Origin of the sequence: Thalassoglobus neptunius (genome assembly GCF_007859735.1) — a bacterium.
Classification (GTDB): Bacteria; Planctomycetota; Planctomycetia; order Planctomycetales; family Planctomycetaceae; genus Thalassoglobus; species Thalassoglobus neptunius.
Map to the genome: position 1 here is coordinate 254,123 of NZ_SIHI01000001.1, position 25,914 is coordinate 280,036.

General features: G+C 52.8%; 22 protein-coding genes. 6 read left to right on the forward strand and 16 right to left on the reverse strand.

What is annotated here, in order from left to right; genetic code table 11:
- The first annotated feature begins 287 nt into the window (after window positions 1-287).
- The 3 genes from KOR42_RS00990 to KOR42_RS01000 all read left to right on the forward strand — a co-directional run bounded on the left by KOR42_RS00990 (window position 288) and on the right by KOR42_RS01000 (window position 2,165).
- Window positions 288-635 carry an STAS domain-containing protein gene (locus KOR42_RS00990; protein ID WP_146506763.1) on the forward strand — a complete coding sequence of 116 codons (348 nt, stop codon included), beginning with the start codon at window positions 288-290 and terminating at the stop codon, window positions 633-635.
- Between the two features lie 215 nt (window positions 636-850).
- The gene (locus KOR42_RS00995; RefSeq protein WP_146506764.1) at window positions 851-1,213 is read left to right on the forward strand and encodes a cupin domain-containing protein; all 363 of its coding nucleotides are present in this window, start codon (window positions 851-853) and stop codon (window positions 1,211-1,213) included.
- A 274-nt stretch (window positions 1,214-1,487) separates the two neighbouring features.
- Window positions 1,488-2,165: an MIP/aquaporin family protein gene (locus KOR42_RS01000; RefSeq protein WP_197440751.1), complete on the forward strand. Its 678-nt coding sequence runs from the start codon at window positions 1,488-1,490 to the stop codon at window positions 2,163-2,165.
- A gap of 41 nt (window positions 2,166-2,206) precedes the next feature.
- On the opposite strand, the gene KOR42_RS01005 is transcribed toward KOR42_RS01000, so the two are convergent.
- The 4 genes from KOR42_RS01005 to KOR42_RS01020 form a co-directional block, all read right to left on the reverse strand.
- A complete protein-coding gene (locus KOR42_RS01005; protein ID WP_146506766.1) occupies window positions 2,207-4,312 on the reverse strand; it encodes a M56 family metallopeptidase in 2,106 nt (701 codons plus the stop codon).
- The gene (locus KOR42_RS01010; RefSeq protein WP_146506767.1) at window positions 4,309-4,701 is read right to left on the reverse strand and encodes a BlaI/MecI/CopY family transcriptional regulator; all 393 of its coding nucleotides are present in this window, start codon (window positions 4,699-4,701) and stop codon (window positions 4,309-4,311) included. Before KOR42_RS01010 ends, KOR42_RS01005 begins: the two co-directional genes overlap by 4 nt.
- A 145-nt stretch (window positions 4,702-4,846) precedes the next feature.
- Window positions 4,847-6,496 carry a rhomboid family intramembrane serine protease gene (locus KOR42_RS01015; protein WP_146506768.1) on the reverse strand — a complete coding sequence of 550 codons (1,650 nt, stop codon included), beginning with the start codon at window positions 6,494-6,496 and terminating at the stop codon, window positions 4,847-4,849.
- A 112-nt stretch (window positions 6,497-6,608) separates the two neighbouring features.
- Complete coding sequence (locus KOR42_RS01020) at window positions 6,609-6,914, reverse strand: Sec-independent protein translocase subunit TatA/TatB (RefSeq protein ID WP_146506769.1); 306 nt, start codon at window positions 6,912-6,914, stop codon at window positions 6,609-6,611.
- A gap of 134 nt (window positions 6,915-7,048) precedes the next feature.
- Between KOR42_RS01020 and KOR42_RS01025 the strand changes: the two genes are divergently transcribed.
- Entirely contained in the window at window positions 7,049-7,255 is a 207-nt protein-coding gene (locus tag KOR42_RS01025; RefSeq protein WP_146506770.1) for a hypothetical protein, read from the forward strand.
- A gap of 12 nt (window positions 7,256-7,267) precedes the next feature.
- Here KOR42_RS01025 and KOR42_RS01030 read toward each other — a convergent pair whose 3' ends face one another.
- Window positions 7,268-7,420: a twin-arginine translocase TatA/TatE family subunit gene (locus KOR42_RS01030; RefSeq protein ID WP_146506771.1), complete on the reverse strand. Its 153-nt coding sequence runs from the start codon at window positions 7,418-7,420 to the stop codon at window positions 7,268-7,270.
- A gap of 577 nt (window positions 7,421-7,997) precedes the next feature.
- On the opposite strand from KOR42_RS01030, the gene KOR42_RS01035 reads away from it, so the two are divergent.
- A complete protein-coding gene (locus KOR42_RS01035; RefSeq protein WP_146506772.1) occupies window positions 7,998-8,927 on the forward strand; it encodes a malate dehydrogenase in 930 nt (309 codons plus the stop codon).
- Between the two features lie 163 nt (window positions 8,928-9,090).
- Here the strand turns inward: KOR42_RS01035 and KOR42_RS01040 are convergent, their stop codons facing one another.
- Window positions 9,091-10,485, reverse strand: a complete 1,395-nt coding sequence (locus KOR42_RS01040; RefSeq protein ID WP_146506773.1) for a TlpA family protein disulfide reductase — start codon at window positions 10,483-10,485, stop codon at window positions 9,091-9,093.
- Window positions 10,486-10,574: 89 nt separating this feature from the next.
- Between KOR42_RS01040 and KOR42_RS01045 the strand changes: the two genes are divergently transcribed.
- The gene (locus tag KOR42_RS01045; protein WP_146506774.1) at window positions 10,575-10,856 is read left to right on the forward strand and encodes a biotin/lipoyl-containing protein; all 282 of its coding nucleotides are present in this window, start codon (window positions 10,575-10,577) and stop codon (window positions 10,854-10,856) included.
- 151 nt (window positions 10,857-11,007) lie between these two features.
- Here the strand turns inward: KOR42_RS01045 and KOR42_RS01050 are convergent, their stop codons facing one another.
- The 10 genes from KOR42_RS01050 to KOR42_RS01095 all read right to left on the reverse strand — a co-directional run bounded on the left by KOR42_RS01050 (window position 11,008) and on the right by KOR42_RS01095 (window position 25,904).
- Window positions 11,008-12,219 (reverse strand): outer membrane protein assembly factor BamB family protein, encoded by a 1,212-nt coding sequence (locus tag KOR42_RS01050; RefSeq protein ID WP_197440752.1) that lies wholly within the window; start codon window positions 12,217-12,219, stop codon window positions 11,008-11,010.
- A gap of 56 nt (window positions 12,220-12,275) precedes the next feature.
- Window positions 12,276-13,445, reverse strand: a complete 1,170-nt coding sequence (locus tag KOR42_RS01055) for an iron-containing alcohol dehydrogenase (RefSeq protein ID WP_197440753.1) — start codon at window positions 13,443-13,445, stop codon at window positions 12,276-12,278.
- Between the two features lie 324 nt (window positions 13,446-13,769).
- Window positions 13,770-15,707 (reverse strand): DNA mismatch repair endonuclease MutL, encoded by a 1,938-nt coding sequence (gene mutL, locus KOR42_RS01060; protein WP_146506777.1) that lies wholly within the window; start codon window positions 15,705-15,707, stop codon window positions 13,770-13,772.
- A gap of 518 nt (window positions 15,708-16,225) precedes the next feature.
- The gene (locus KOR42_RS01065) at window positions 16,226-17,143 is read right to left on the reverse strand and encodes a hydroxypyruvate isomerase family protein (protein ID WP_146506778.1); all 918 of its coding nucleotides are present in this window, start codon (window positions 17,141-17,143) and stop codon (window positions 16,226-16,228) included.
- Between the two features lie 146 nt (window positions 17,144-17,289).
- Window positions 17,290-18,762, reverse strand: coding sequence for an aminomethyl-transferring glycine dehydrogenase subunit GcvPB (gene gcvPB, locus KOR42_RS01070; RefSeq protein ID WP_146506779.1), 1,473 nt, complete (start codon window positions 18,760-18,762; stop codon window positions 17,290-17,292).
- Between the two features lie 148 nt (window positions 18,763-18,910).
- On the reverse strand, window positions 18,911-20,251 hold the full coding sequence (gene gcvPA, locus KOR42_RS01075) for an aminomethyl-transferring glycine dehydrogenase subunit GcvPA (protein ID WP_146506780.1): 1,341 nt from the start codon (window positions 20,249-20,251) through the stop codon (window positions 18,911-18,913).
- A gap of 645 nt (window positions 20,252-20,896) precedes the next feature.
- Window positions 20,897-21,277 carry a glycine cleavage system protein GcvH gene (gcvH, locus tag KOR42_RS01080; RefSeq protein WP_146506781.1) on the reverse strand — a complete coding sequence of 127 codons (381 nt, stop codon included), beginning with the start codon at window positions 21,275-21,277 and terminating at the stop codon, window positions 20,897-20,899.
- Between the two features lie 110 nt (window positions 21,278-21,387).
- The gene (gene rpiB, locus KOR42_RS01085; RefSeq protein ID WP_146506782.1) at window positions 21,388-21,873 is read right to left on the reverse strand and encodes a ribose 5-phosphate isomerase B; all 486 of its coding nucleotides are present in this window, start codon (window positions 21,871-21,873) and stop codon (window positions 21,388-21,390) included.
- A 328-nt stretch (window positions 21,874-22,201) separates the two neighbouring features.
- On the reverse strand, window positions 22,202-23,290 hold the full coding sequence (locus KOR42_RS01090; RefSeq protein ID WP_146506783.1) for an arsenate reductase/protein-tyrosine-phosphatase family protein: 1,089 nt from the start codon (window positions 23,288-23,290) through the stop codon (window positions 22,202-22,204).
- Between the two features lie 238 nt (window positions 23,291-23,528).
- Complete coding sequence (locus KOR42_RS01095; protein WP_197440754.1) at window positions 23,529-25,904, reverse strand: CehA/McbA family metallohydrolase; 2,376 nt, start codon at window positions 25,902-25,904, stop codon at window positions 23,529-23,531.
- Between the last annotated feature and the right edge of the window lie 10 nt (window positions 25,905-25,914).

Below are 25,914 nucleotides of genomic sequence, written 5' to 3' on the forward strand. Positions count from 1 at the left end.
GACGAATGGTGAGACTCATATCAACAGGCTGTTATACTATCGCTTGCTCCCAAGCTTGTCGAATCAATGGAAACTCAACAACAACTACCAGAAGTTGTCAGTGTCGAACCATGAGCCGACTTCGCGTGAGAGAAGACTTTGCTGTCGGAATTCCACATTGCTTTGAAGTCATTTCTATGAGAGTGTACCCTGAGCTATGGGAGTTGAGTGGTGGCCAGGCTGTTCGTTGTCACATCACTTCACATGCGTAGGAGCCCTTTCAATTCTGCGATAGACAAGAGCACCTCATGAATGAAGAAACCGCAATTCTTGAAGTTTACTCGGTGGGACCGACCACTGTGGTGGGGTTTGGCGGACGTGACGTTCTCGATACCGTCAACGTTGCTGTCTGTCGTGACGAGATCCTGAAGCTGATCGAAAACGTGAACTGCGAAGTCCTCGCCTTCGATTTGACTGGCGTGAAACTTCTTCCGAGTGGACTGCTCGGATTACTTGCTTCCATCATGAAGCAAAACGTTGCTGTTCATCTTTACAATCCATCTCCCGATATCTCGGAAGTTCTGGAAACAACCAAGCTGAACACCATCATGGAAGTTTATTTCGTCGACGTTCCGATTCTAGAAAATGAGTCGTAATTGACAGACGTGGGGTCCAGTCCGATCGCTTGCGAAGATCCCTTGCTGTTAAGAGACACAAACTCGACGAGTTTGACACAGGTTCCCCTCAAGTCGAGTTCGTTTCGACCGGGATGATCACTTGAACGATTGCCCTCGGCGCCAGGCTGTGTGGAACCCACTGAGCAGCTGAGTGATCATTGGTTTGAAGAATTCTAACAGAGACCGCGATTGTCATGCCTCGACTCATCGAAACACCAACTGTCGTCGAAGCTGCTGGAAACAAGCCAAAACTCATCGAAGAATTTGTTGGACGAGTTAACTCGGGCGACGACTCGATCAGCATCGCTCGAATGAAGTCTCCAGAAGGATGGGTTGAACCCGGGCAGACTCCGCAATTCCGCGAAATGACCGTTGTACTGTCGGGCGAACTGGTCATTGAATCGAAGACGGAAACGTTGCGCGTTCAAGCAGGTCAAGCTGTCATCTGCGAACCAGGAGAGTGGGTTCGCTACAGCACGCCCGGAAACGCAGGCGCCGAATATCTTGCCATCTGTCTTCCTGCGTTCTCACCTGAAACCGTCCATCGCGATGAGTGACCACTTCGATGAGATCCGAGAAGCTTAAGCGGCAATCGTTCGACCGATCTCATCAGTATTCTCGAGTCGTCTGCAAGGGATTCTTTCAATCAACGCCGAAATGCTTCGCGGGCATTGCTTCCCATTAAAGATGAATATGCTTTGAACTTGCAATTCAAATGCTCAAGAGAGAATGACCGCCTCTATTGACGCCGACCGGGCTGCAAGTCACCTTCTCTGATCCCAGAATTCTTGAACTCTCCCGCCGCTCGCCCGATAAGTAGAAGACATCATCATGTTGAGCAGAAAGATTCTCGCGGAATACATTGGAACGTTCAGCCTCGTTTTTTCAGGAACGGGTGCGATCGTGATCAATCAGTTCTCCGACGGAGCCGTCACGCACGTCGGAATCGCGCTGACCTTCGGACTGGTTGTCATGGCGATGATTTACGCGATCGGCGATATCTCGGGATGCCACATCAACCCGGCGGTGACGATTGCTTTCACTGTGGACAAACGCTTCCCCGTTGAACAAGCGATTCCCTACATCTTCGTTCAAATTCTCGGAGCGATTTCGGCGAGCCTCGTGTTGAAGTCAGTCTTTCCCGACGATCCCACTCTCGGGGCGACCCTTCCCGCGCTGAGTGTCTGGTCGTCATTCGTTTTTGAATTCCTGCTGACCTTTATTCTGATGTTCGTCATCCTGACCGTATCAACGGGGGCGAAAGAAAAAGGAATCATGGCGGGCGCTGCCATCGGAGGAGTGGTCGCATTCGAAGCCATGTTTGCTGGCCCCCTCTGCGGTGCGTCGATGAACCCGGCTCGATCCATCGGACCAGCTGTTGTGAGTGGACAAACGACGGACCTGTGGGTCTATCTCGTCGCCACGACGCTTGGTGCCGTCGCTGCCGTTCCGATCTGCCGAATTCTTCACGCTCAGGAACACCCTGCCCCCGAAGACGAAGCGGCATAAGACATTTTCAGCTGATCGATAGAAGTCTGCGCGCGAGTTGATCAGCGTTCGTCTTCGTGATTTTCTGATCGAACGACCTGAATCTTTAAAGGAATCCGATACTCGTGAAACCGTTCACGCTCGATGAGTTGCCCCTCGTACTGGCCTGACAGGACGAATGAAGTCTGCCTGTTGAACGTGGTTCGTCCCAGAAGATGGATCTCGCGACGTGGAGATCCATCGACCTGATCGTTCGATTGGAGATGCCAGTCGGTCGAAGTTCCGATCTTCTCGGAATCCCAACTCGAGACGGTTTCCCTTCGAGTCAGCTGCAACAACATTTCCATCTCGGGTTGCGAATCGAACGGAGAACCGCGGCCAACACTCCCTGACGAAGACGCGACAAGTCGAACCTTCCGCGTTTGATGATCGGTCCAGGTATGGCCGACGTTTCCCGGAACTGGCGGGAAAACCCATGTTTCAAGATTCCCGAGAAGATACGGCAAGACCCCGGATTCCGGATCGCGGAATTGATCCGAACCGAATTCGACAGTCTCGGGATCGATGGAATCCTGATAGGAAAATGGACCGCGAGAAAACGGCGGACGCATTGAGGAAAATGGAGGGATTGTTGGGTCCGAAGGTTCAACAGGAGAAGAAATCCTTGGGAGCGAGACACCTTCTCTCGCCACCGAGTTTTTGTTGAGAGACGTCTCCAACAGACTGAGAGCGGGACGTCCCGCAGCGACGGCATCAACTTGATAAGCAATCGTCCCGGAATGCGTATGAATCTGCGTTGGATATTCCGCAGTCAGTTCCAACGAATAGCGGTGCACGTCCCCTCGCTTCCAGGCGTAGTTGAGCTCAAGATCTCTCTCGCGAGAAGGCTGTGAGTTCCTGGACTGCTGAACTTCTGACGGACTCACATCCGATGGTGTCAGAGGTTCTTCGGAGTTCTCTTCATTCTCAGTAGAGCGGCTGCTTTCCTGCTGTTGTGAGGTTGGGATGTTCTCTTCGGACACTGCAGCAATCTCTCCAGAGACCGCAGCACTACGTGCCTGAATCGGGGCGCCAGGCAGAATGACCAACGCAAGCAGAATGGTCAGAACGGATATCCGCAGGCGACCATGGTTTCGCGGCTCCTCCGCCTGCGTCTGCATGATCTTTTGCAGTCGCTGTCGTGTAACTTCGAGCGGACTCAGCCCTGCGAGTCCGGGTTGGTGCCGCAACTTCTGGTGTAGCTCAAGCATGTTAATGAGGCACCGTGCATAACTCGCCGGTCGACATTGCAGTTGAGTGACGACATCGCGATCGCAGCATTCTTCGCGGACACGCCGCATTTCGCGATTCAGCCACCAGACAAAGGGATGAAACCACCAGATCGTCTGAATCATGAGCTGAAGCACGCCGACGATCGTATCTCCTCGTCTGAGATGCGTCATTTCGTGAGCGAGAATGAGCCGCATTTCTTCTGGAGTTGTCTTGTCGACTAGATGTGAAGGCAGAACAACAAACGGCCGAAAGACACCCGTTGCGAACGGAACGCTTGGATGAAGCGTGACGAGCACGCGGGGAATTTTCGTCAGTCCCAGATTTGCTGAGACGATTTCGACCGCTTCCAGCAGATCGTCTGAAGGCTCAACGCGGGTATCCTGATGGAAACGCCGCATTTGCCCAAGTTTTCCCAACAGGTATCCAATCAGTGAGATCGCACCTGTAAACCAGACGAACAACGAAATCTGAACCCACGAGATTTGCGAGGATTTCTGAGATGGCAGAACGTCGTCCGATTCGGCAATCGATGCCAAGTCGTCGACCATCCCGGTCGATGCTGTCTCCGGTGCAGACACCGCGAGCGCTGATTCGGGATCTTCGGAGAGCTTCTCAGTGAATGGAGTCTCGGCAGCTGGAGTCGCTGGCGTCGGACTCGGTGATTCGGGTGATGTCGAAGCTGTGGTTTGACGACTCGCAGTCACCCAGCTGAACACACCAGTCGGTGAACTCCAAAGCGGAGGAGTCACCGTTTTTATGAGAATCAGAAGAAGGATCGCATAGCTGAAATGGCTGGCGTGCTTGGTCAACGTACGGACTGTGAGGATGGCAACGGGGATCAGCAGCGTGATCTGCCAAAGTTGAGTCCACAGCAGTTCTATTACACGATCGCTCATTCGGGGATAGTCTGTTCCGATTCCAAATGCGAGAGCATGTCCTTCAGCTGTTGCAAGTCGTCTTCCTTCAATCCCTGTTCCCGGATCAGATGTTCCACGAGTGGAAGCGCTTCTCCGTCGAACAGTCGCCCAACGAAATCTTTGACTGTCTCATGGATGACCTGGCTGGGGCGGACTTTGGCCGTGTAAAGCAGACTTCTTCCTGATCGCTTCGATGTCAGATAGCCCTTGGTTTCGAGGCGTCTCAAGAAAGTCTGCACGGTCTTGTAATCGATCTCACGTCCTTCTGGCAGCGACTCCAGAACATCGCGAACCGTGGCAGTTTGAAGGTCCCAGACGATCCTGGCAATTTCCATTTCGGCTTTGGATAAAGCAGGACGTTGGTTCATTAGAATTGGCCTTCGGTATTGAGTGAACGAACAACAAGCACTCGTCGAAAATCGCGTCGACGAAAAGGCATACACACGTAAGAGATTATGTCACGAAGAACACGTCCAATGCAACGGATTCTCCCACGATTTCGCAATTCGGAAACTACTTTGAAGCCCGGAACTCGTGAAGGAACCCGATCACAAGCCCAAGAAACAGACCGATAAGAAGGCCAGCGATATGACACGCGGAGCTGATTCTCGGGGTCATACGGTCAAAGACGAACTGCAACATGACCATCATCAACAGCAGATTGAAATCGCGTGATACGAAGGGATTTCGTTTCAAAAGCATCCCTCTGCCCATGTATCCGAGCAGGCACCCGATGATTCCCATCACTCCCCCTGAAGCACCGACCATTGTGATCGGATCAGTCGGCGAAGCATCCACAAAGAACGTCATCAAAGCGATTGAAAGAACTGCACACACGAGATAACTGACACCGGTGACGATCGATCCCCACGCTCGTTCTAGGCGCCGCCCGAAGAGAATGAGTCCAAACAGATTCAAGCTGAGATGAGTCAGCCCGAAGTGCAGGAACGCTGCGTTAAAAACGCGCCACCACTCACCCGGAACAAGCGACCACGGAAGAACCAAAGCACCGCATTCAATCAGATTGTTGATGTCCCGGCTGTTCTCCAGCATTCGCTCCAGCTTTTCGGACAGCGTCAGACCATTGTCGAAGCTGAACACCTCCTGAAACACCGGGCCATGCAGCATCTCTGCAATAAAAGCAGCCACAAGTGCCACTGACAGCAGAGTCGTCGCCCAGGTTTTTCGCAAAACCTGATGTCCAAACATTGCGTAACGCGACTCGTGTGCGATCGTGCTTTGAATTGACTCAAGTGACGATTCATTGATTGTGGCAAAATCGTCGGCTCGATGAACGGGAACCGCAAGACGACGTTTCGCTGCGAGAGAAATTTGAGAGTCCTTCACAGTTTCCAGAGTGCGAAAAATCTGCGCAGCTTCTTCGGTTGCTCCACTTGCCTGTAGCGCGGTCGCTCTCCAGAACTCTCCGCTGTCACGATTCAAGGACTTGAGCGGCCCGTTCAGGATGGCCGTAACAAGATCTTCACGCCCTGCGAATGCGGAGACTTTCATTCGAGTCAGATTGAGATACATCGCCGAAAGGACTCGGCGTTGATCGCAAGAAATTTTCTGATACGAATCAAGCATCGCCTCGAGTTGCCCAGCCTCGCCAAGCGACTGCAAATAGAGGTCAGCGACCAGCGGGTCTTTCAGAAGCCGGTTTCGAACTTGTGAGGAATTGATCGAAGTGATGAACGATTCCCAATTCCCGAGATGACGAATTTTGAGAACCGCAGAAGCACGACCGATCGAGGTCGGCTTGTGCTCCATCAGCTCCAGAACTCTCAAGCCTTCATTTTCTGAGTTTTGCTTGAGCAGAGTAATGGCACGAATGAGTTGGAGCTTGTCGCGGGCGTCATCGAACGGGTGCAGCATCACTGCGATTCGAGTCACTGTTAGTGCCAGAGAGTGATGGCCTTTTCCGAGAAGAGAATCTGACCACCGGAACAGCATTCCCGGCAACAACATTACCGCAAACCAAACGACTCCAGCCCAGTAGCCAGCGACATCCGGTGCGAAATAGTAGCTGATGCCCAGAACACTCGCGACCAGTAGCGGAATGCTCAATCGGACTGGAGACCGAAACCCGGTCATCGCAATTTGCCCGAATGCAGCAACGCAGCTGACCATCACCGTCCAGATCAAAAGCCAGTTCGGTGTCATTCGTTGTCAGCCTGCGTGATCTCAAAGGTGAATGACCATCTTCATCACCTGTCGACATTCCATTTCGAGAAGTTCGGATTCATCCGCGTTAAGCGAGACTCAATAAGTCAGCTCACGCAGGAGTCTCTTCTTCTTCCCGATCGAAAGATGGAGGTGAGAACTTGGGAGCGGTAACTTCCGGCTCGTGATCCGTCACATCCGGACGAGGAGTGTTCGAAGGCGAACTGGAGTGTGAACTCGAGCGAACTTCGTCTTCTATTCCACTGATCCCTTTCTTGAACTCAACGATTCCTTTTCCGAGGCTGCGGGCTACTTCCGGGAGGCGTTTTCCAAACAGCAGCAGCGCAATAATCCCGACAATCATCATTTCCGGGACACCGACTCCACCAGGCAGGAATGCCAATAGACCAGCAAACATAATAGACCTCACGTAATCTCTAAAAGACGTTTCCAGAAACAATTAATGCTGACAACTGAGTGCGTGTCAACCAACCCACCTCAGGATTTTCGGCAGTCGTTGGTTGAGTCGGAAGTTCTTGTGGAATGGACGCAATGGGAGGAATTTTTCGCGGAGAGCTGATCCTGACAAGTCGACCAGACGACGCATCCCGCCAATCACTCCGTCCCGTTGGACGTCAACTCGATTTCCATTTCTGCCGTCTCGGAACTCAAAACGACGAAGAGAACGTGGTGAGCGATTCCGCTGGGCTTTTAGTCGCACGAAGAATCGTCGCATACCTCCGAGAATGGCCTGATTGACAGACTTGCCAATCACTTCATCGAACACTCTTCGTCCTGCAGTCCTTGACGAAATGATCGAAAGCTTTGTCCAACCGATTTCATGGTTGAAGGAAGTCGATGACCGAACAACAACAGGCCCACCAACAAGAAAAGAATCAACTCTGCGGTTCCAAATCCGAACATGTTCTGAGTACTCCATCGGACAATGACTCTAGCGACGTTCCGTCTTCGGTGCGATCAGACAACGACCACATTCGATAGCAACCGCAATCGAAGATGCTGGAACGATTTTGATGGATACTCAAGTTGTTCACGGAATGAACCGCGGACGATGAGAGCACTTTGATGATACCGTTTCTGCTGATGAAGTCAATAATTTTCCATATCTTCAAGTTCGTCGCTGTCATCTCCGAGCATTTCGACGAATTAACCCGATTCTTTCCGTCAATTGAGATTTCAGAATCGGATCATCGCCCATCGCTGACAAAGTCAGTAATCTGCACAAAGAAGAGAATCAACGAACGTCGATGATGACTCCGGGGATCGACTTTCTCGGTGACTGACAGGCGTGCTTCAACACTCTGGCATGAATGAGTGTCGACGTGAATGAGTGACGATAACATCGTCTCGCACTGAGAGTTGATGAGAGATTCACGGTCGATACCCGGAAATCAACAGATTGCAGAGTTGTACGAATTTTTGACAAGAACCTGAATTGTCTGGTTCATCTCGAAACTGAATTGTGAAGAGGATTGTGTCGATGAAAGTCTCCATTGTCGGTGGCGGTGGTCTGGTCGGGTCTTGCGCAGCTTTTGCTCTCCAGTTTGGAGGGATCGCAAGCGAGATCGCTCTCGTCGATGTCAACGAAGATCTCGTTGGTGGACAGGTTCTCGATCTGCTCCATGGAGCGTCGCTGACTTCGGACCAGCGAATCGTCGGTGGAACCGCTGAACAGTCCGCCGATGCCGACGTCATTTGCATCACTGCCGGATTGCGACGAAAACCGGAAGAGAGTCGCCTCGACCTCATCAATCGGAATGTCGCCCTGTTCAAGAATATTCTGGCCGACCTGAAACGCGTCGGATACAAGAAAGACGCCATTGTCTTCGTCGTCTCCAATCCCGTCGACGTCCTGACCTATCTCGCCGTCAAGGAATTGGGACTTCCTCCACAACAAGTGATCGGGCTCGGAACCGTTCTCGACACAACGCGACTTCGCAGCATGCTGGCACAACAGATCAGCGTTCCGCCAAGTCAGGTTCAGGTTACCATCTTCGGTGAACATGGCGACAGCATGGTCCCCATCTGGTCGAACGCACAAATTGCAGGTCTGCCGCTGGAGAAATTCCCGGGTGTCACTCCCGGCTTGATCGCTGAGGTTGAGAAAAAGACTCGCGGATCGGGAGCGGAAGTGATCAAGAAGAAAGGCGGAGCAGGATTCGCCGTGGGTGTTTCCATTGCGGACGTGATTCATTCGATTGCGCTGGATCAACAGCGAATCATGCCCGTCTCATCACTTCAGAACGGAGCCTACGGGTTGCACGACGTATGCATCAGTGTCCCAACCGTCGTTGGCCGCACCGGTGCCGTTTCTCACCTCGAAGTCGAACTGTGGCCGAAAGAGTTGAGTGGACTTCAACGTTCCGGTCAGGTGCTCAGAGAAACGATCGACAAAGTGCTCGGCGGATAAACCAATCTCATGGTTCCCCCGCACGCGTCTGAACGTATTTCTTCCGGAGGAAACTGAGTCTGCTCGTGCGAATTGATGTGCTCCCAGAGATCGAGACCTCTGATACATTCTTCGGAATGGTTTTCACAAATTCGCACGAGTGAACAGGCTCAAGCAACCCGCTCTATTTTTGCCCTTGCTCGGACAGGCTCACTTCTGAACCGGGTGGAGTCAGGAGCAGTGAGCGAACGGATTGTTCCAACTGGTTGAGATTGGTTCTGGTCGTCACAACGACACCATTCGAATCGACCAGCCAGTAGGATGGAATTTGCGTCACGCCGTAGTAATTCGCAACCGGATTGTTCGTTCCGCGTTTGTTCCGGTCGGAGAAGAAGATGTTCCGCCAGTCGAGACTGGTAAACTCGACGAATCGCCGGGCTGACAGATCTTCGCGGTCCATGTTGACGCCAACAACTTGAAATCGCCCATCGAGTTTCTGTTGAGCGGATTCGATCAGCGAGATGTCTTTCTGGAATTCTTCCGAATTCGAAGCCCAGAACACGATCAGCACTGGTGCTCCCTGCAACTCCTGAATGTTCAGGTGCTGGCCTTCGAGTGTCGAACCGCCGAATTCCTCCAGCTGTTGACCTTGAAGCCTGAGCCGTCGCGTCATCCCAGCGACCTGGGCGGCATAAGGAGTTTCCGCGAATTCGACCTCGATCACAGACAGGCACGAAAGAGCGAGATCAAGCAGACCGTTGCGATCGCACAATCGTCCGGCTGACATCAAGTGGATTGCTGCGCGATTTGCTTCGTGTGGAAACCTCGCTGCAAACAGCTTCGCTTGCTGTGCGTAGGCAACAATCCATTTCTCATCGTTTGTGGCGTTTTGCTGAGCTTGTGTTTGCGTGTATTGAAGCACTCGTGATGCAGTCTCGATGGCTGCAAACGAACGCGGATCATGCTGGAAAAACGTTTCGGCATCGGACTTCAGCAATTCCGCCTGATCGAGATCACCGGAGATTGCCAGTTGCAGACGGGCGTCAGAAAGTGCATCGACCGCGCTGTTGAAGACTTTGATCTGCTCCGGATCGCGGTGAGTTTCCACGATGATGGGCTGAGCCAGTGCGACAATCTCACGAGCCCGGCGTTCCCGTTCCACAGCAACCTGTTCGGGAGTCAGAATGATGATTTTCTCGTCTTGCTGAGATGTCCCCGGCTGAACCACTCGGTCCAGAGGAGCAGAACGCAGCTGAGAAATCCGCTTGAGTTGATCAAGGGGAGTGACCGGCGTCTTCTTCGAACCTGGCTGCGCGGGTTGACGATCCGTCCCGGAAGATGCCTGAGATTCGTCAATTTGATCAACTACATTTGAAGCGGTTGATGGAGACGAGTTGCCTTGAAGGCTCGCGGACTCATTGGCTTCCGCAGCCTCGTTCGGCACATTCTCCGAATCAATGAGCTCTGAAGAAGTGGTCTCACCCGATCCTTGGGTGACCTGCTGTGGTGCTGTCTCAGAACAACCACAGAAGAGGAAAACCAGTCCAAGAGAAATCCAGACGGGATGCTTACAATTCATTGTTTTGCAATCCTTTGCGATTCACAGTGAAGCAAGTTCCAGTATTGTGACTTGCCACATCAGCAGAATTTGCCGAACTTTTACATCAAATGACACATTCTCGACAAGATCCAATTTCGAATGAGACAGATTCTGTCCACATCCCGGATCTCGGGACGGGGGAGAAACCGATCGAACTCGTTCACTGGCTGGTCGACGAAGGAGCGCAAGTCATTTCAGGAGAAAGAGTTGCAGAACTTCTTGCAGACTCAGTCCTGTTTTATCTCGAAGTGGAGCAGACCGGAGAACTGAGTCAAATCCAAGTCGGGGCAGGCACCCGTGTCGAGATTGGGCAAGCGGTTGCAACGATCGCCGTCGCAGAAGAATCCTGAAAATCTGTCGAAAGACCTCTCTTTGAGCACGATGCATCTTTTCATTCCGGGTGCATCTCTCTTTTCCCGATGCGTAGCCCTCGATGCGTAGCTTGGACTGTCTCTCAAGCGAGAGCGGGAATTCATCGAATGCCGTCTCGTTGGGATTGGCCTACTCGCTCGAAGGACTTCCGAAGCAGAGAATCCTCCCGTTGGAGCTGTCGGTCCCGATGACGAGATACCCGGAAGCAATCGCTGGCGATCCGGTAATCGACTGTTTCGCCGGAAACTTCCAGACTTCCTTCCCATCGCTCAAATTCACGCCATAGATGTTCCGGTCGGCTGAACCGAAATAAATTTTGTCGCCCGCAATCACAGGTGAAGAGTCGACGCGGCCACGTGTCGCAAACGACCACTTCAGCTCCCCGGTTTTTCGGTCAATGCAATGGACGTGTTTGTCCCGGCTGCCAATGAGAACCACGTCCTCTGTCACAACTGGTGACGAGTGCATTTGTTGTTCGCGGCCTGGAATGGAGAACGTCCAGCCTTCAACTCCGTCAACAATCGGGAGTGCGTGGACGCTTCCCCCATCGGTGCCGAAGTAAAGAATCCCATCTTTGGCGGCAGCTGAGGCGATCAGAAGTGCGTCGATTGGGACTTCGGAAACACTCTTCCCCTGTTGGATATCGAAGACTCTGAGGACTGGTTGATCACAGCCTGTCGTGAAAGTCTCTCCATCATGAATCGTGGGCGTCGCGTTCACTGGTCCTTGTGCTTCTGCCGTCCAGACTTTTTCTCCTGTTTCAGCATTCAGACAATAGAGGAGCCCATCGTGCGATCCGAAAATCACGTTGTCGCCGACAACCTGAGCCCCGCCGACAATTTCTGCTTCGGTTTCCAGAGTCCATTTTCTGGCCCCAGTCTTTCGATCCACTGCGCGAAAGGTGCCGAAATCGTCTCCGCCGAAAACCGTTGTTGAGTTGAGCGCCAGTGCCGCATTGAATCCAGGGGGAATGTCGTTCTCGGCGACTTCATCAACTGACCGATAGGTCCAAACGAGTTCCCCTGAACTCAGTTCGAAGCAGTGAATGTCACCACTCAATGTTCCAACATACGTTCGTCCATCCGCGATCACCGGCGTCGAGGCTGTTCCGTCGGGGGTCGTATATTCCCACTTCAACTCCAACTCTTCAGAGAGCGGGCCATCAGCGATCCCAAGGTTCTGATGGCCGTTTCGGAATGAAGTCCAGCCTTTTGCTGCTTTCACAACCTCATCATCCGCATTCAATTGCGTGAAGAGACCACTCCCAAACCAAACAGCAACAATCATCAGAACTGCAGCGAGTGAATGAATCGGCGACGGCGTTTTGACTTCGGGAGACACCCTGAAAATCCCGGCGCCGTTCTGAATGCCGTGCGAAGTTCCGAAGGATGGTGAACTCATTCTGTTGGACGAAGTGCGCATTGGTATAGTTCCTTCAGCGATTGAGCATTCATTGCACGAGGATTGTTCTTTCCTGTCCATTGTTCAGCAGCTTCTTCGGCCATCGTATCGAACAGCGCTGGATCAACTTCACACTCAGCCAAAGTCGTTGGTTGACCGGTCTTGCGGACCGTCTCTGTCAGGAAGTCCGCAAGCCTGGAACTTGCCTCAGGATCATCATCTGCACACAACTTTGCATCCGCGGCGAGAATTCCATAAAGCCGTGCAATTTCTTCCAGCTCCGAATTATACCGAACAACGTGCGGAAGGAGGATTCCGATCGCGATTCCGTGTGTCAAACCAAAGTGTGCAGAAAATGGGTTCGCAAGAGCGTGCGTTGCTCCCAGCATCGAGTTCTCGATGGCTGCTCCGGCCAGATGGGCTCCCAGCAGCATCGATCCCCGGGCATCGAGATCCTCCGGGAATTCGATCGTCTGGAGGAGTGAGCGAGAAAGAAGTTGCCACGCACTGCGGCTGAATTGATGCGAGAATGGATTTCTCTTCACCGTGACGAAGCTTTCCACTGCGTGACTGATGGCATCGACACCGGTCGCAGCTGTGACACTGGTCGGCATCGTGATCGTCAGTTCCGGATCAAGGATCGCGATCTTCGCAGCTGCTTTTTTATCTCCACAAGCCATCTTCATATGCGTGACCGGGTCAGCAATCACGGCAAACGACTGTGCTTCGCTCCCGGTTCCGGAGGTCGTCGGGACAGCAATCAGCGGAAGCATCTCCTGCTTCGCTTTTCCGACTCCCTTGTAGTCCTTCATTTCTCCCCCATTGGTGAGGAGAAAGTTAATTCCTTTCGCGCAGTCCATGCTGCTTCCCCCTCCGAGCCCGACAATAAAGTCAACTTCGGCACTTCGCGCAAACTCGACACCGGCGGCGATATCGAGAGTTGTGGGATTGCAGTGGACATCGTCGAAGACGAAAACAGAGAGCCCGCAGAGTTTCAGCGACTCGACGGCTCGCAATTCGTGCCCAGCTTCTTTGATTCCCTGATCAGAGACGAGCAACACTCGTCGCCCTCCCAGATCGCGGACGAACGGTCCGAGCTGATTGAGTGTTCCCGGACCATACACGACCCGCGTCCGAGGGTCGAATTCAAACTCTGGGATCATCATATGACTGTATGCAGGAGGGAGTGGGGAATGTGCCGCGCAGGAATTTTCGTCGTCCCTATCCTATCGGTCACGTCCCTCGACGGAAAGTCGAGTGTTGGAGTTTCTGACTGAGGATCTGCCGGACAATTCCCGCTGATCGATCGGGATTCTCTCAGAGAAACAGATTCGAAACGCTGCCGATTCCCAGATCTCGCCGCAGTCGTTTTTCGTGGACAGGCGTCCAGAAAATGAACGCAGGAAACATACGCAGGAAACATACGCAGGAAACATACGCAGGAAACATACGCAGGAAACATACGCAGGAAACGAACCCAGCGAATGAACTCAGGAACCGAGCCGGCCGAACTGACGGTCCAGTTCTTCGCGAGTCAGCTTCAAAGCGGTCGGTCGACCATGCGGGCAGTGATGGTGATCGTCACACAAGTGCCGCTGAGCGAGGAGGGACTCGATTTCCTCAAACGAAAGCCTTTGCCCCGCCTTAATCGCAGCTTTACAGGACATCATATGCAGGAGGGCGTCAATCAAATCACGCCGTTCGACTTTCCGCCCTTGTGATTCGATCTGGTCGGCAAGATCTCGCAGCAGTGACTGAGGATCGGCACGCGACATCAACGTCGGATACCCGGTGAGCGCGATCGTACTGCCCCCGAATCCTTCAATAATGAGGCCCAGTTCTGCCAGCACTTCCTGTTGATCAAGAAGCGTTTGTGATTCACGACTCGAAAGCTCCACCATGACCGGCATGAGCATCTTCTGAACTTCGACTTTTCCGGAAAGGACCCGTCGTCGAAGCTGTTCATACATGATACGTTCGTGCAGTGCGTGCTGATCGATCACGGTCAACCCTTCACGAGTTTCGACCACGAGGTAACAATCGTGCACCTGCATTGCCCGCACATCGTCTGCAATCGCCGATGATTCCTCATCCTGATCAGCAGTTGCAGAAGGCTGATCAGTTGAGAATTCCTCGGAATGATCCTGAAGCCCCGCTGAAACGCCCTGCCCCTCGAGAGATGGATTCGCTGCCAGCATCTCATCAGAGGAACGGTTCTCGAGTGCTCCGGCCTTCTGATCTGCGGCGGGATTGAGATTGTCTGCAGAGAAGAGAACTCTCCCCGGCGGCGGTTGCAACTCTTTCTGCACCCAACTGGAAAGTTCGTTCCTGAGTTCTTCGGCCGGAACAGGAGACTGCGAAGCTTGAGCCCCCGCTTTGCCTGACTGATTCGGCAGGTCGAGACGCGAGTCCAGATCCATAGAAAGAAACTGGTTTCGCAGCGTCGACAAGAGGAGCCGGTACAGAATCTGGCTGTTCTGGAATCGAACTTCGGACTTCGTCGGATGTACATTGACATCCACCTGATTCGGATCGACTTCCAGAAACAAGAACGAAATGGGATGACGACCGACCATGACCAACCCTCGATAAGCTTCGCTCAATGCGTGCTGCAAGGATCGATCCTGAATCCAGCGACCGTTCAAAAACAGATACTGCCCTTTCCGGGTTGCTTTGCTTTGCGACGGGTGAGCCACATATCCGCGAATATGTGCCCCCTCATGTTCCGATTCGACCCAGATCAACTGTTCCGTCAGCTTGGAACCGTAGAAAAGCTCCAGTCGCTCGATGAGTCGATGCGTCGCAGGGAGTTCGTAAACGATCTTATCGTTGTGCCGAAGCACGAGATGAAGATTGGGATTGGCGAGCGCGATGCGTGTAAACTGCTCGGAGATATGACCGAATTCCGTCGCTGGAGTTTTCAGAAACTTGCGTCGGACCGGTGTATTGAAGAAGAGTTGTCGAACTTCGATTCGCGTCCCTTCTGGACATCCACAGACATGCGGCTCTTTCAGAATCCCGCCGTGAACGTTGAGTTCCATTCCGATATCCGCCCCACGTCTGCGGCTGCGAAGCTGGAACTGCGAAACTTCTGCAATGGAAGCGAGAGCTTCGCCGCGAAAGCCCATAGTCTGCACGCGGAACAGGTCGTCTGCATCGACGATTTTGCTCGTCGCGTGGCTTGCGACTGACAGTTCGAAGTCATCAGGGTGAATTCCTTCCCCATCGTCCACAATCCGGATGCAGTCCACTCCGCCATTCTCGATCTCAACTTCGATGCGTGATGAGAGCGCATCGACAGAGTTCTCCAGCAATTCTTTAACAACACTGGCGGGACGTTCAATCACTTCTCCCGCCGCAATTTTATTGATTACGCTGGGAGTCAGTTGACGAATCCGTGTATCGACATCCGTGTGAGTGGGGGACATTCCTGAAATCAGATCAGTAGAGTGGATTGATTGAGATCACCGTGAATTCGATTCACTGTGTCTTTGAATGAGTGTGAAATCGAATCAGTGTGCAAGGCTTCGAAAATCACGGGCCGGGTCACTTCGAGCATAAAGAGACCGGACCGACAAATCTTCGGAACTTCTGTGACTTCAGACCGGAAACGATCTGGGCGAATTTGAGAAGGGACACCGAAATCTGCGAATCGAATGGTTTCTCGAACCGCTCATGATGTGAAGAACAGACTTAAGCCCCGTTCTGACGAAGTGATGATACTCAAATGGACCGGAAATTGTCACATCTCAAGGAAGTTTTCCTTCGCTGCGATCGGTCGATTCCGTTGCTGTGAGGAAGTTGAATCCTCGCACGTTTCCGCATCGAAGATCTCTTCAAACCTTCGATCGCGACAACGAATCGAGACGAAACAGCCCCCGTAATTGGCTGTTCTTAGCCAACTTACGTCCGCAGCCTGTCGTTGAAATCGATCAGTTGAAATCAATCAAACATCACAAACAGCGACTGCCTCGGCCAGTCCGTCCCATGGGTCACGCGTCGGAATGAATTCCTGCCCGACATATCCGGTGTAGCCGACCTCAAGAAGCGCCCTCATGATCGGCGGATAATTGATTTCCTGGGTGTCATCCAATTCTCCGCGGCCGGGGTTTCCAGCGGTGTGAATGTGACCGATCCAGTCCTTATGCTCGCGAATTCGACGAATGACGTCGCCGTCCATGATCTGCACGTGATAGATATCAAACAAAAGTTTGACGTGAGAAGAGTTCACCTCTTTGAGGATGTTGATGCAATAGTCGCAATGATCTCCCTGATACCCCGGGTGACCGGTCATGGGCTGTGAATCATCGCGCGTATTGAGCATTTCGAGACAGACGGTGACGTTGTTCTTCTCTACATCCGGAGCAATCTCCTTGAGTCCGGCGACACAGTTCTCGAAACCCTCCTCTTTTGACAGGCCGTTCGCCATCCCGGTGAAAGTGATGACTCGTTCGACTCCGAACTCTCGACACTGCTGGATTCGTTCCCGCAACACGGCGAGGCACTCATCCCACTCGTTCCGATTATTGAACCCGGTACGAAATCCGTGGCTTCCCGCGATCGCGCAGGTCAGTCCGAATTTCTTTAGTGTGGGCCAATGTTGCGGGTCGATCAACTCGATGCTCTGGCACCCGAGTTTTGCGGCAACCTTGCAGTATTCCTCAACGTCAGGCCATGTTTTGTTGTAACACCAGTTGACCAACGACTGCTTGATTCGCTGGTTTGATGCGACTGGCTCATTCGCTTCCGCTGCCTTGAGAGATGATGTCGATGCCCCGAGCACTGACGCTGCGGCCAAACTTCCGGCCGAAATCTGCATCCACTGTCGGCGAGAGAATTCCGATGAGCGCGTAACATCTGACATTTTGTGACCTCGTTCTGCTTGTTCATCCACAGATGAACGATCTATCGATGAATCGTCCAGTCTTCCTGGTTCACGATCAGTGTATCGTATTCGCAGTCGCTGATCGATTCATCGATGCCATCGTCAAACAAGAAATGCCCGCAGCTTTAGTCTTTGACGCACGCTGTCCAGCTGAGCACAGGGTTTCGTGCTGCGGAAACTTCATCCGGTCGGCGAATTGATGTCGACTCGGGAGCTTCGTGCAGACGCTCTGATTCCTCGGAGATGATCTGCTTGAACGTCTCGAAAAAGGCATCGAGAGTTTCTTTGGACTCGGTTTCGGTCGGCTCGATCATCATCGCTTCCGGAACGACGAGCGGGAAGTAAACCGTTGGAGCATGGAAGCCGTAATCGAGGAGTCGCTTCGCGATATCCATCGCGGTGATTCCCTTCTCATCTTTCAACTTCTTCGCCGAAGCCACGAATTCGTGCATGCATCGATCTGCGTTTGGCACGGGCATCAACTCTTCCAGTCGCGTCCGCAGATAATTCGCATTGAGAATTGCGTGCTCGGAGACTTTTCGCAGACCATCTGATCCGAGGGTCCGGAGGTAGAAATACCCTCGCAGAAGAATCCCGACGTTGCCGAAAAACGATCTCATGCGCCCGATGCTTTTCGGGGGCACAGACAATTCGAAATATGGTTGGCCGTCTTTTTCCGTCTTCGTCACGATCGGTCCGGGAAGATAATCGGCCAGAAATGATCGGACGGCAATCGGACCAGCTCCCGGTCCTCCCGCTCCATGAGGTCCGGTGAACGTTTTATGCACGTTGTAGTGCATCATGTCGCCACCGAAATCTCCCGGCCGGGTGATTCCGAGGATCGCATTCATGTTCGCACCATCGATATACACAAGCCCGCCGACATCATGCAGGATCGATGAAATCTTCGCGATGTCCTTTTCGAACAAGCCAAGCGTGTTCGGATTCGTGACCATGAACACCGCTGTTTGTTCATCGACAGCGTTTTTCAACGCTTCGACGTCAACGAGACCGTTCGATGATGGCGGAAGTTGAATGCATTCGAACCCGGCTAAAGCAGCACTGGCGGGATTGGTTCCGTGCGCGCTGCTTGGGAAGACAACCTTCGTTCGCGACTCTTTTCGATCCGCAAAATACGCAGAAGCAACATGAAGCGCGGCCAATTCCCCTTGAGCACCCGCAGCGGGTTGGAGAGAAACCGCTGGCAATCCGGCAATCTCTCCGAGCATTTCCTGAAGCTCATAGAGAATCTGCAGCATCCCCTGAGAGTCTTCGACACGCGAATACGGATGAAGATCCCCGATCCCGTGAAGTCGAGCCAGTCGCTCATGCCGCTTCGGGTTGTACTTCATCGTACAACTTCCGAGCGGATAAAAATGCGTATCGACACACATGTTCAGAGTGGACAGATTCACAAAGTGTCGGACAACATCGCCTTCCGAAAGCTCTGGGAGCGGTGGCGGAGATGTGGCCAGAACGTCTTCCAGGAGCAAATCTGAAAGCTCGACGGTCGGAACGTCACACTTCGGAAGAGTCGCGGCACGGCGTCCCTTTTTGGAGAGTTCGAAAATAGGGGCTGTCGCTAAGTTATTCCGCATAGTACACCGTGGGAATCTTTGAGTTCAATTTGATGCCGATGTCTGGGGCGGCGTGAAACATGCTCGCCTGCCCTGATCGTCGAAAGCCATTCGTCGGATTGATTGCTTTGAAAACAGGATCGTGACGACCGCTGAAGCTTGGGCGGAATCATTCCTTCAAGGCAGACACGAGTGCGTCAATCTGATCTTTCGATCGGGTCTCAGTCACTGCGATCAAAACAGAATCGTGGGACGACTCTGGGGCTCCTGGGAAGTGCTTCAGTGATGGCCCGATATCGAAGCCCGCATCCGCAGCTCGTTTCACAAGCTCGTCAGCATCTCCTGAGTAGCTGAGCGTAAACTCTTTGAAGAATGGACCATCGAACGCCAGCTTGAGTCCGTCGACTTCCTGAAGTCGATCGGCAGCGTAGTGAGCTTTCTGGCAACTCAGCGTCGCAGCTTCGCGAAGTCCTTCAGGCCCCATCAAGGAGAGATAGACAGTTGCCCGTAATGCCAGCAGTCCTTGATTTGTGCAAATGTTGCTTGTCGCTTTGTCTCGTCGAATGTGTTGTTCTCGTGTTTGCAATCCGAGCACGTAACACTGTTTGCCGTCCCGATCCTTCGCGAGTGAAATCAATCGGCCCGGCATCTTCCGGACAAATTCGTCCCGGCAGGCAAGAATCCCCAAGTAAGGACCACCGAATTGCAGCGGAATCCCCAGCGACTGTCCTTCGGCCACTCCGATATCCGCACCGTAATCGGCCGGGCGTTTCAGGACTCCCAAGCTGAGAGGATCAAACGAAACGACCGACAGCGCTCCATGTTTTCGAGCGATTTCGCAGATTTCTTCTCCCGGTTCAATGCAACCAAAGAAGTTGGGTTGCTGAAAGACAACGCACGCCACTTGATCGTCGATAACTTCTTTTAGCCGACTCAGATCCGTGACACCGTTCACAGCCGGAATCGTGATGACTTCGGTATCCAGTTCTCTGGTGTAAGTCTCAACCACCTGACGGAACTCAGGATGCACGCCTTCCGACAGCAGGATCTTGCCGTCTCGACGTGTCACTCGCATCGCCATGAAGGCTGCTTCGCTGACAGCTGTTCCGCCTTCGTAGAGGCTGGCATTCGAGACATCAAAACCCGTCAATGCACAGATGAGAGACTGATACTCGAAGAAGGCCTGAAGCGATCCCTGACTCGCTTCGGGCTGATAGGGTGTGTAGGCGGTGTAGAATTCGCCGCGGCCTGCGATTTCGTCCACAACAGCCGGAACGAAGTGGTCGTAAGCACCTCCTCCCCGGAAGCAAACTCGATCACAATGATTGCGAGCCGCCAGACGGGTGAGGTGGTCTTGCAACTCCAGCTCTGTCATCGGTTCGGGCAAATCGAGCTTGCCCTTTAATTGGAGGTCGGACGGAACCTGGTCGAGCAATTGCTCAATGTTGTCGCAACCGATGACATCCAGCATTTCCCGTTCTTGTTCGGGAGTGTTGTAAAGGTATCCCACTGATTTCTTTCCCAGTCAGCATGTTTCAAATGGGGGCACAACTCAAACGCGCAGCTGTCCCAACTTGTATCCAAAAACACACAGAACGCGTCCGTTCTCAGTCCTGTGCTTCGTTGATTTCCAATTTTCCATCGAAGAGCGTGGCTCTTCGTGCTCACTCACAAACAGACTTCCGAGATGTTTCGTGCGTCTGACTTCAGACGCAACATGAGCACGCGACCAACTGATCTTCAGTCTTAACCGCAGGAGTTGGCCGATGAAAACAGCTCTCTGCAAATAAGTCGATCCATTCCGTGAAAAAGTTCGTTTCACTCAGAGGAATCGTTGAGTTCTCGCTTCGATCTCGTTCCCGATTGTCTCGAATCGACGGACAACTCGCGAACGAGCAACTCGCCCAAAAGCATTCGTATTGTTCGATCACACTCTGTTTGTTCGATCACACACTGTGGGGGCCAATGCTCCGGGCATCCTGCCCCCTGATCTCGTCCGTTTCAATCAATCGCTGAACCGTGCTTGAGTGTGTCCGTCTCGTTCTTGCGAAACGCTGCAATCGAGAGAAGAAGATCTTCCCGAAGTGATCCAAAAAACGCTCAGCGAGGGATTCTTCAGGAGCTTCATCCATCTGAACGCAGAATTGAGTCCACTCTAATGACTTTCACACGAAGCTTGATAAGCCGCGTAGTCCATCAGGGAATCCAATTCATCAGCGTTTTCGACTTTCAGTTTCACAATCCAGCCATCCCCGAACGGATCATCGGAAAGCGGCGCCGGATCGCCTTCGAGAACTGAATTGACTTCAACAATTTCCCCGCCGATCGGAGCGTAAAGATCACTGACAGCTTTGACACTCTCAACTTCGCCAAAGACTTCACCCGCAGAGAATGACTTTCCGGAGTTGGGCAATTCGACATGAACAACGTCACTCAATTCTTTCACTGCAAATTCGCTGATCCCAATCGTCGCGATCTCGCCGTCGACGGAAACCCACTCATGAGTCTTTGCAAATTTCAGGGATGATGGATCCACTCGATTCTCCTGGACAATTACGAAGAGGTATGCTGACGAAGAGGTGTGCTCGTCTGGCAGTTTTTAGTCGTGTTGAGTCAACGCGGCAACAGATGTGAGGTCTGTTTTCTTCAGCAGGACGGTTCGTGCGTCTGATCACCGGTCGTCTGGCAGCCAGTACGAAGTTCGATGGCAGAGATTTTCTCAATCCTTCGCTGATGTCGGCCCCCTTCGAATTCTGTCTTCAACCAGATTTCGACGATTCTGCCCAACAGCCGATCTCCTAACATATCAGCCGAGAGGCACATGATATTGGTGTCGTTGTGACGTCGGCTGTATTCCGCAGTGACATCGTCATGACACGTAGCAGCCCGCACTCCTCGAAATTTGTTCGCAGCAATACACATCCCGACACCAGTTCCACAGATCAAGATCCCTCGATCGACCTGGCCCGTTGCCACTGCTTCAGCCACCTTCGCTGCAAAGTCAGGATAGTCAACGCTCTCATCTTCAAAAGGTCCGAAATCGATGGCTTCGTAACCGATCTCTTCCAATTGAGAAAGAATCTGTCCTTTCACCCGGACGCCGCGATGGTCGCTGGCCAGTGCTACTTTCATTCCAACATCCCTCCGAAAATCGGCCGAAACCGAATCAAATCTGATCACTGTTCTCCAGTTCGATCACTGCTCGTTGAAAGTTGTCAACAACTTAACACCAGCGAGCAATTCACTCAGCACGAGTCTCAAGCAAGTTTGCTCTCTCGACACTCACCAGAGCGGTTGAATTCGACACCGCAGCCTGACGACTCTTGCAAGTCCTGGAAAACCAGTTCGAAAAACATTCTAAACCATTTTCATGGTATTTCCGCACGCGTCTGAACTCGTCTCATTCCATGAATGTTGCGTGTACACATGCGAATCGCAGCAAACCTGAGATGAAGTTCCTCTAACTTTGCTTCGAGAGTAATTCCTGCAAACAACTTTCGATCTCGGATCGACACCGAGAATACTCTTCGGGGCCCCCACCAATCGGATCGGGGACATCCCGCATTTCATGTGACAACAATCGTGCCTTTCCTTCCAATTCTGGAAAAGCACTCACAATGGCTTCGAGGTGATGTCGCGTCATGGCGAGAATATGGTCGCTATGGAACAATAGCTCTTCAGTGACAGGCTGGCTCTCGTGCGAACTCAAATCGACCCCGACTTCTTTCAATAACTCAATCGCTTCCGGGGCCGCCGGAGCTCCAGGATACGCGGATAACCCGGCTGAAACGACGGTATAACCGCGATCCAGGAGTTCATCTTCCTGACACTTCAACTGCTCTGCAAGCATCTTGCGAAACAGCCCCTCTGCCATTGGGCTGCGACAGGTATTTCCAGTACAGATGAAAAGATATACTTCACCGTTCATGCGGTCTAACACTCGCTGACTGACTGCTCCAGAGCGGACGATTTCGAACTGACCGTCTTTGACGGCGGCGACTGTCGGTCCTTCTGGATATCTCGGCTCTGACGACTCGACTGCGACACTGACGCCGTGTACGTCTTCAGGAAGTTTGTCGCTCCCCGGAATTAACAACCCGAGTGCGGGACTCGTCCCATTCTCGAGCAACACCCGGCAGAACGAATTCCCCGGAACGCTTAAGGCCCGACCATGTTTGCTCAAACCCCAGGCAACATACGTTTCGTGCCAGTTTTTCGTCAGGCGTTCGGGTTCTTCGCCTCCCACCTGAAGAATGACCGGACCGGGCCAGCATCTCCGTGAAAGCTTTTCAAATGTTGTGGAGGATGCCTCGACGCAGTCATCTGCGGAACTCGCATCAGCCAACGCAACAAAAGGGATGCCAATGGGAATCTGCGACATCAACTGCCCCATCAATTCCCCAGCTGCGGATTGCTCCGGCTTCCCAAGAACAAGGACTCCGACTTCATCCGGGACTGCAATCAGTCGCCCCGCATCGAGTTCAGCGACCACAGCGCGCACGACATCGTCGTACGAGGTGATTCGGTCGAGATCGATTCGTTGCGGCATCCGGAACACATCAATGTATTGTGATAAGACTGACAGCTTGCCAGCAACCAATCGTATCTCAGCCCGAACGCATGTTCAACTGGCGACGTTTATCGCCTCAATCTCAGAGAGTCCTCGAACAGGGCGCGTCGCCGCCATGAGTACGAAACGTTCTCCCGATCGATCGAGTCGACAGACGATTGGGCTGCCTGACTTGCTTCGGATCCCTACAGATCGGGGTGAATTCTCGACGCCGGTTTCAATCAACAACCGCTTCAGACAGAACCTGAGAGTAGTAATCACGAGCCTGTTGATAGGCTTTCTCAGCTTCTTCCCGCTCAGATTCACGGATCATTGGCGACTTTGATTTCCAGCAGACGTCAACACTGTCGCGACACCATTCGGCACTCCGTCGACTTCCTCGGATCGGCTTTCCATCGATCTCGACGAAAACGGGATTGGTATGACAAGACGGAAGAATCCGGATCGCGATCCAGCTAGAGTGATCGAGTTGAGTCTCAAACTTGAGATCATTGATCTCTCCATCGGCCTCAATTTCGACTCGTTCGGCAACTTGTCCATTCACGATCAGTTCCACAGGAACCTTTCGGGTATCGCCGATGCGACATCGTTCGATGTGCCAATAGGGCTGCTGATCCAATCGACGCTGGCGGATCATTTGCGTTTTCGTTGACGGTTCTGGCTCAAGAAGAGCTGCCACCTCGCATTGAACCGTCACGAGACCCGGCTCTTCCAGATCCAGTTGACTGATCTCGCCAGAGGTTCCCGGCTCCCCGACAGCCACGTCATTGACGCGAAAATCCATCAAGTGGCTCAGACCATCTCCGCAGTAACTTCGCCCGTTCTTGACCCCCTGAATCCACGTGTCAAAGTTGACGGGTCCGTCGCCATCCTGTTTGACATAGACTCTGCCTAAACCAACGCGGTCCCCGTAAATGCAGGGGAAGTCGGTTTCTCCACTGATGCGAGAACGCAATCCGCAATTTAACGTGTGGTACCAGATATTGAGTTCCCAAATCGCAGGCGTATCAACAGCAGAGATGAAGTCGCACACCCCATGCGCAGCAGTGACGACGTATTCATTCGCCCCGATTCCATCAAACGGAGGAATTTCGTAGTCGGGGAGCGTATCGACAGCTTTTCCCTGACCCCTCAAACGTTGTGGGGTCTCCCCCGGTCTCAGGCGTTGACCATTGGGCCCCACGTCCGGCAGTGCAAGTCCCCAACCGGAATGACTATATCCGACGACTCCTCCCTGTTCTTTTCCCCATTTCAGAACCGGAAGCGTCCAGCTGGGCCACTCTTCGATCAGAGTTGTGCCGGGGTAATCATCTTCGATCAAACGGAGAAGGCATAAGTGGCCAGCATGCGAGGATGGAAAGCCACTGACTTCCACATCGTACCGCATCAAATAGTTCTCAGTGGAAAGTTCGTGAGTGGCCCCTTCAAAGTATTCTTTCTGGGTGTACCAGCATGGCCCCCAACTGAGAACGCACCCGACATTCAAATCTTCTCCCAGAATATGCCGCATCATGTCTTCCGGTCCGACTCCCTCTGTCGGGCTGTCATAGTGGGCACACCCGGCAGCATGGACGTGATGGTCACCTGAAATCCATCCTTTCTTCGCGGGATGAATCCAACGCGTCAGCTGAAAGGGAACTCTCTGATTGGGAGATGCGGAGACAGTAAAACTGGTCCGTTCGACTTCGTATTCCGGGCCGCGCGAAATGGTGACTGTGTAGTCACCCGGCGGGAGACGGACAGTTTCCCCATCTTTCCGGTAAACCTGTTCATGAAAGAAGAAGTCCGGAGCGAGCCGTTTCGAAGGGTTGGGATAGACTCGTCCCAACCGGTCCCGGATGACAAGCGCTGCCATCGTGGGAGTGCCATCGTGGTCGAGGATTCCAAGAGTCACATCAACCGCTGGCTGACATTCAAACAGAATCGGAACCGAGTTGCGAAATCCGATATCCTGAGTCCCCTGTCCGACATGAAACGAAATCTGTGCTTCCCGCTTCCCGACGTCTCGGGAGTAAAGCTGCGCAATTCGATATTCGAGTCCCAATCCGGAGAGCCCTCCACGCATCGGTTGCGAATCGTACATCGACACGTCAAGGAATCTTCGTTCGACTTCGGGGCGATCAATCAAGTCGTCATCGGTTTTCGGACGCTGACGCGCTCCGTTCCCGCGTTCGTAGACTGCGTGTGCGTTGGGACTCTCAATCTCCAGTTTCGGATTGATGCCTGCCTCGTTGTGAACTTTGACCAGAAACGACCGCCAGCCTTGCTCCATCAGTTCTTTCGGGCAAGGGCCTTCGGAAACCTTGACGCGGCTTTCTGCATTGATATGTACTCCGGCGAGACAGTGCGGGTCCAGCACATCCTGAATTGCCTCTGTCACTTCTCGATCGGTTTCGAGTTGAAACGCTGCGTCGAGTGCCTGTTTGTCTTCGTCGGAGAAAGGCTGGCCAATGAAGTCCATTGCTTCGACGAGTCGCTTCGTCGCTTCAATCAGCGGTTGGCGTTCAACTCGAACAACTTCCGGGAAGCCCTGACCGAGCGCCACCGAAACCGTTCCCAAAAGACCGCACGCAATGAACAAGACACGGAACATATTTCTTCTC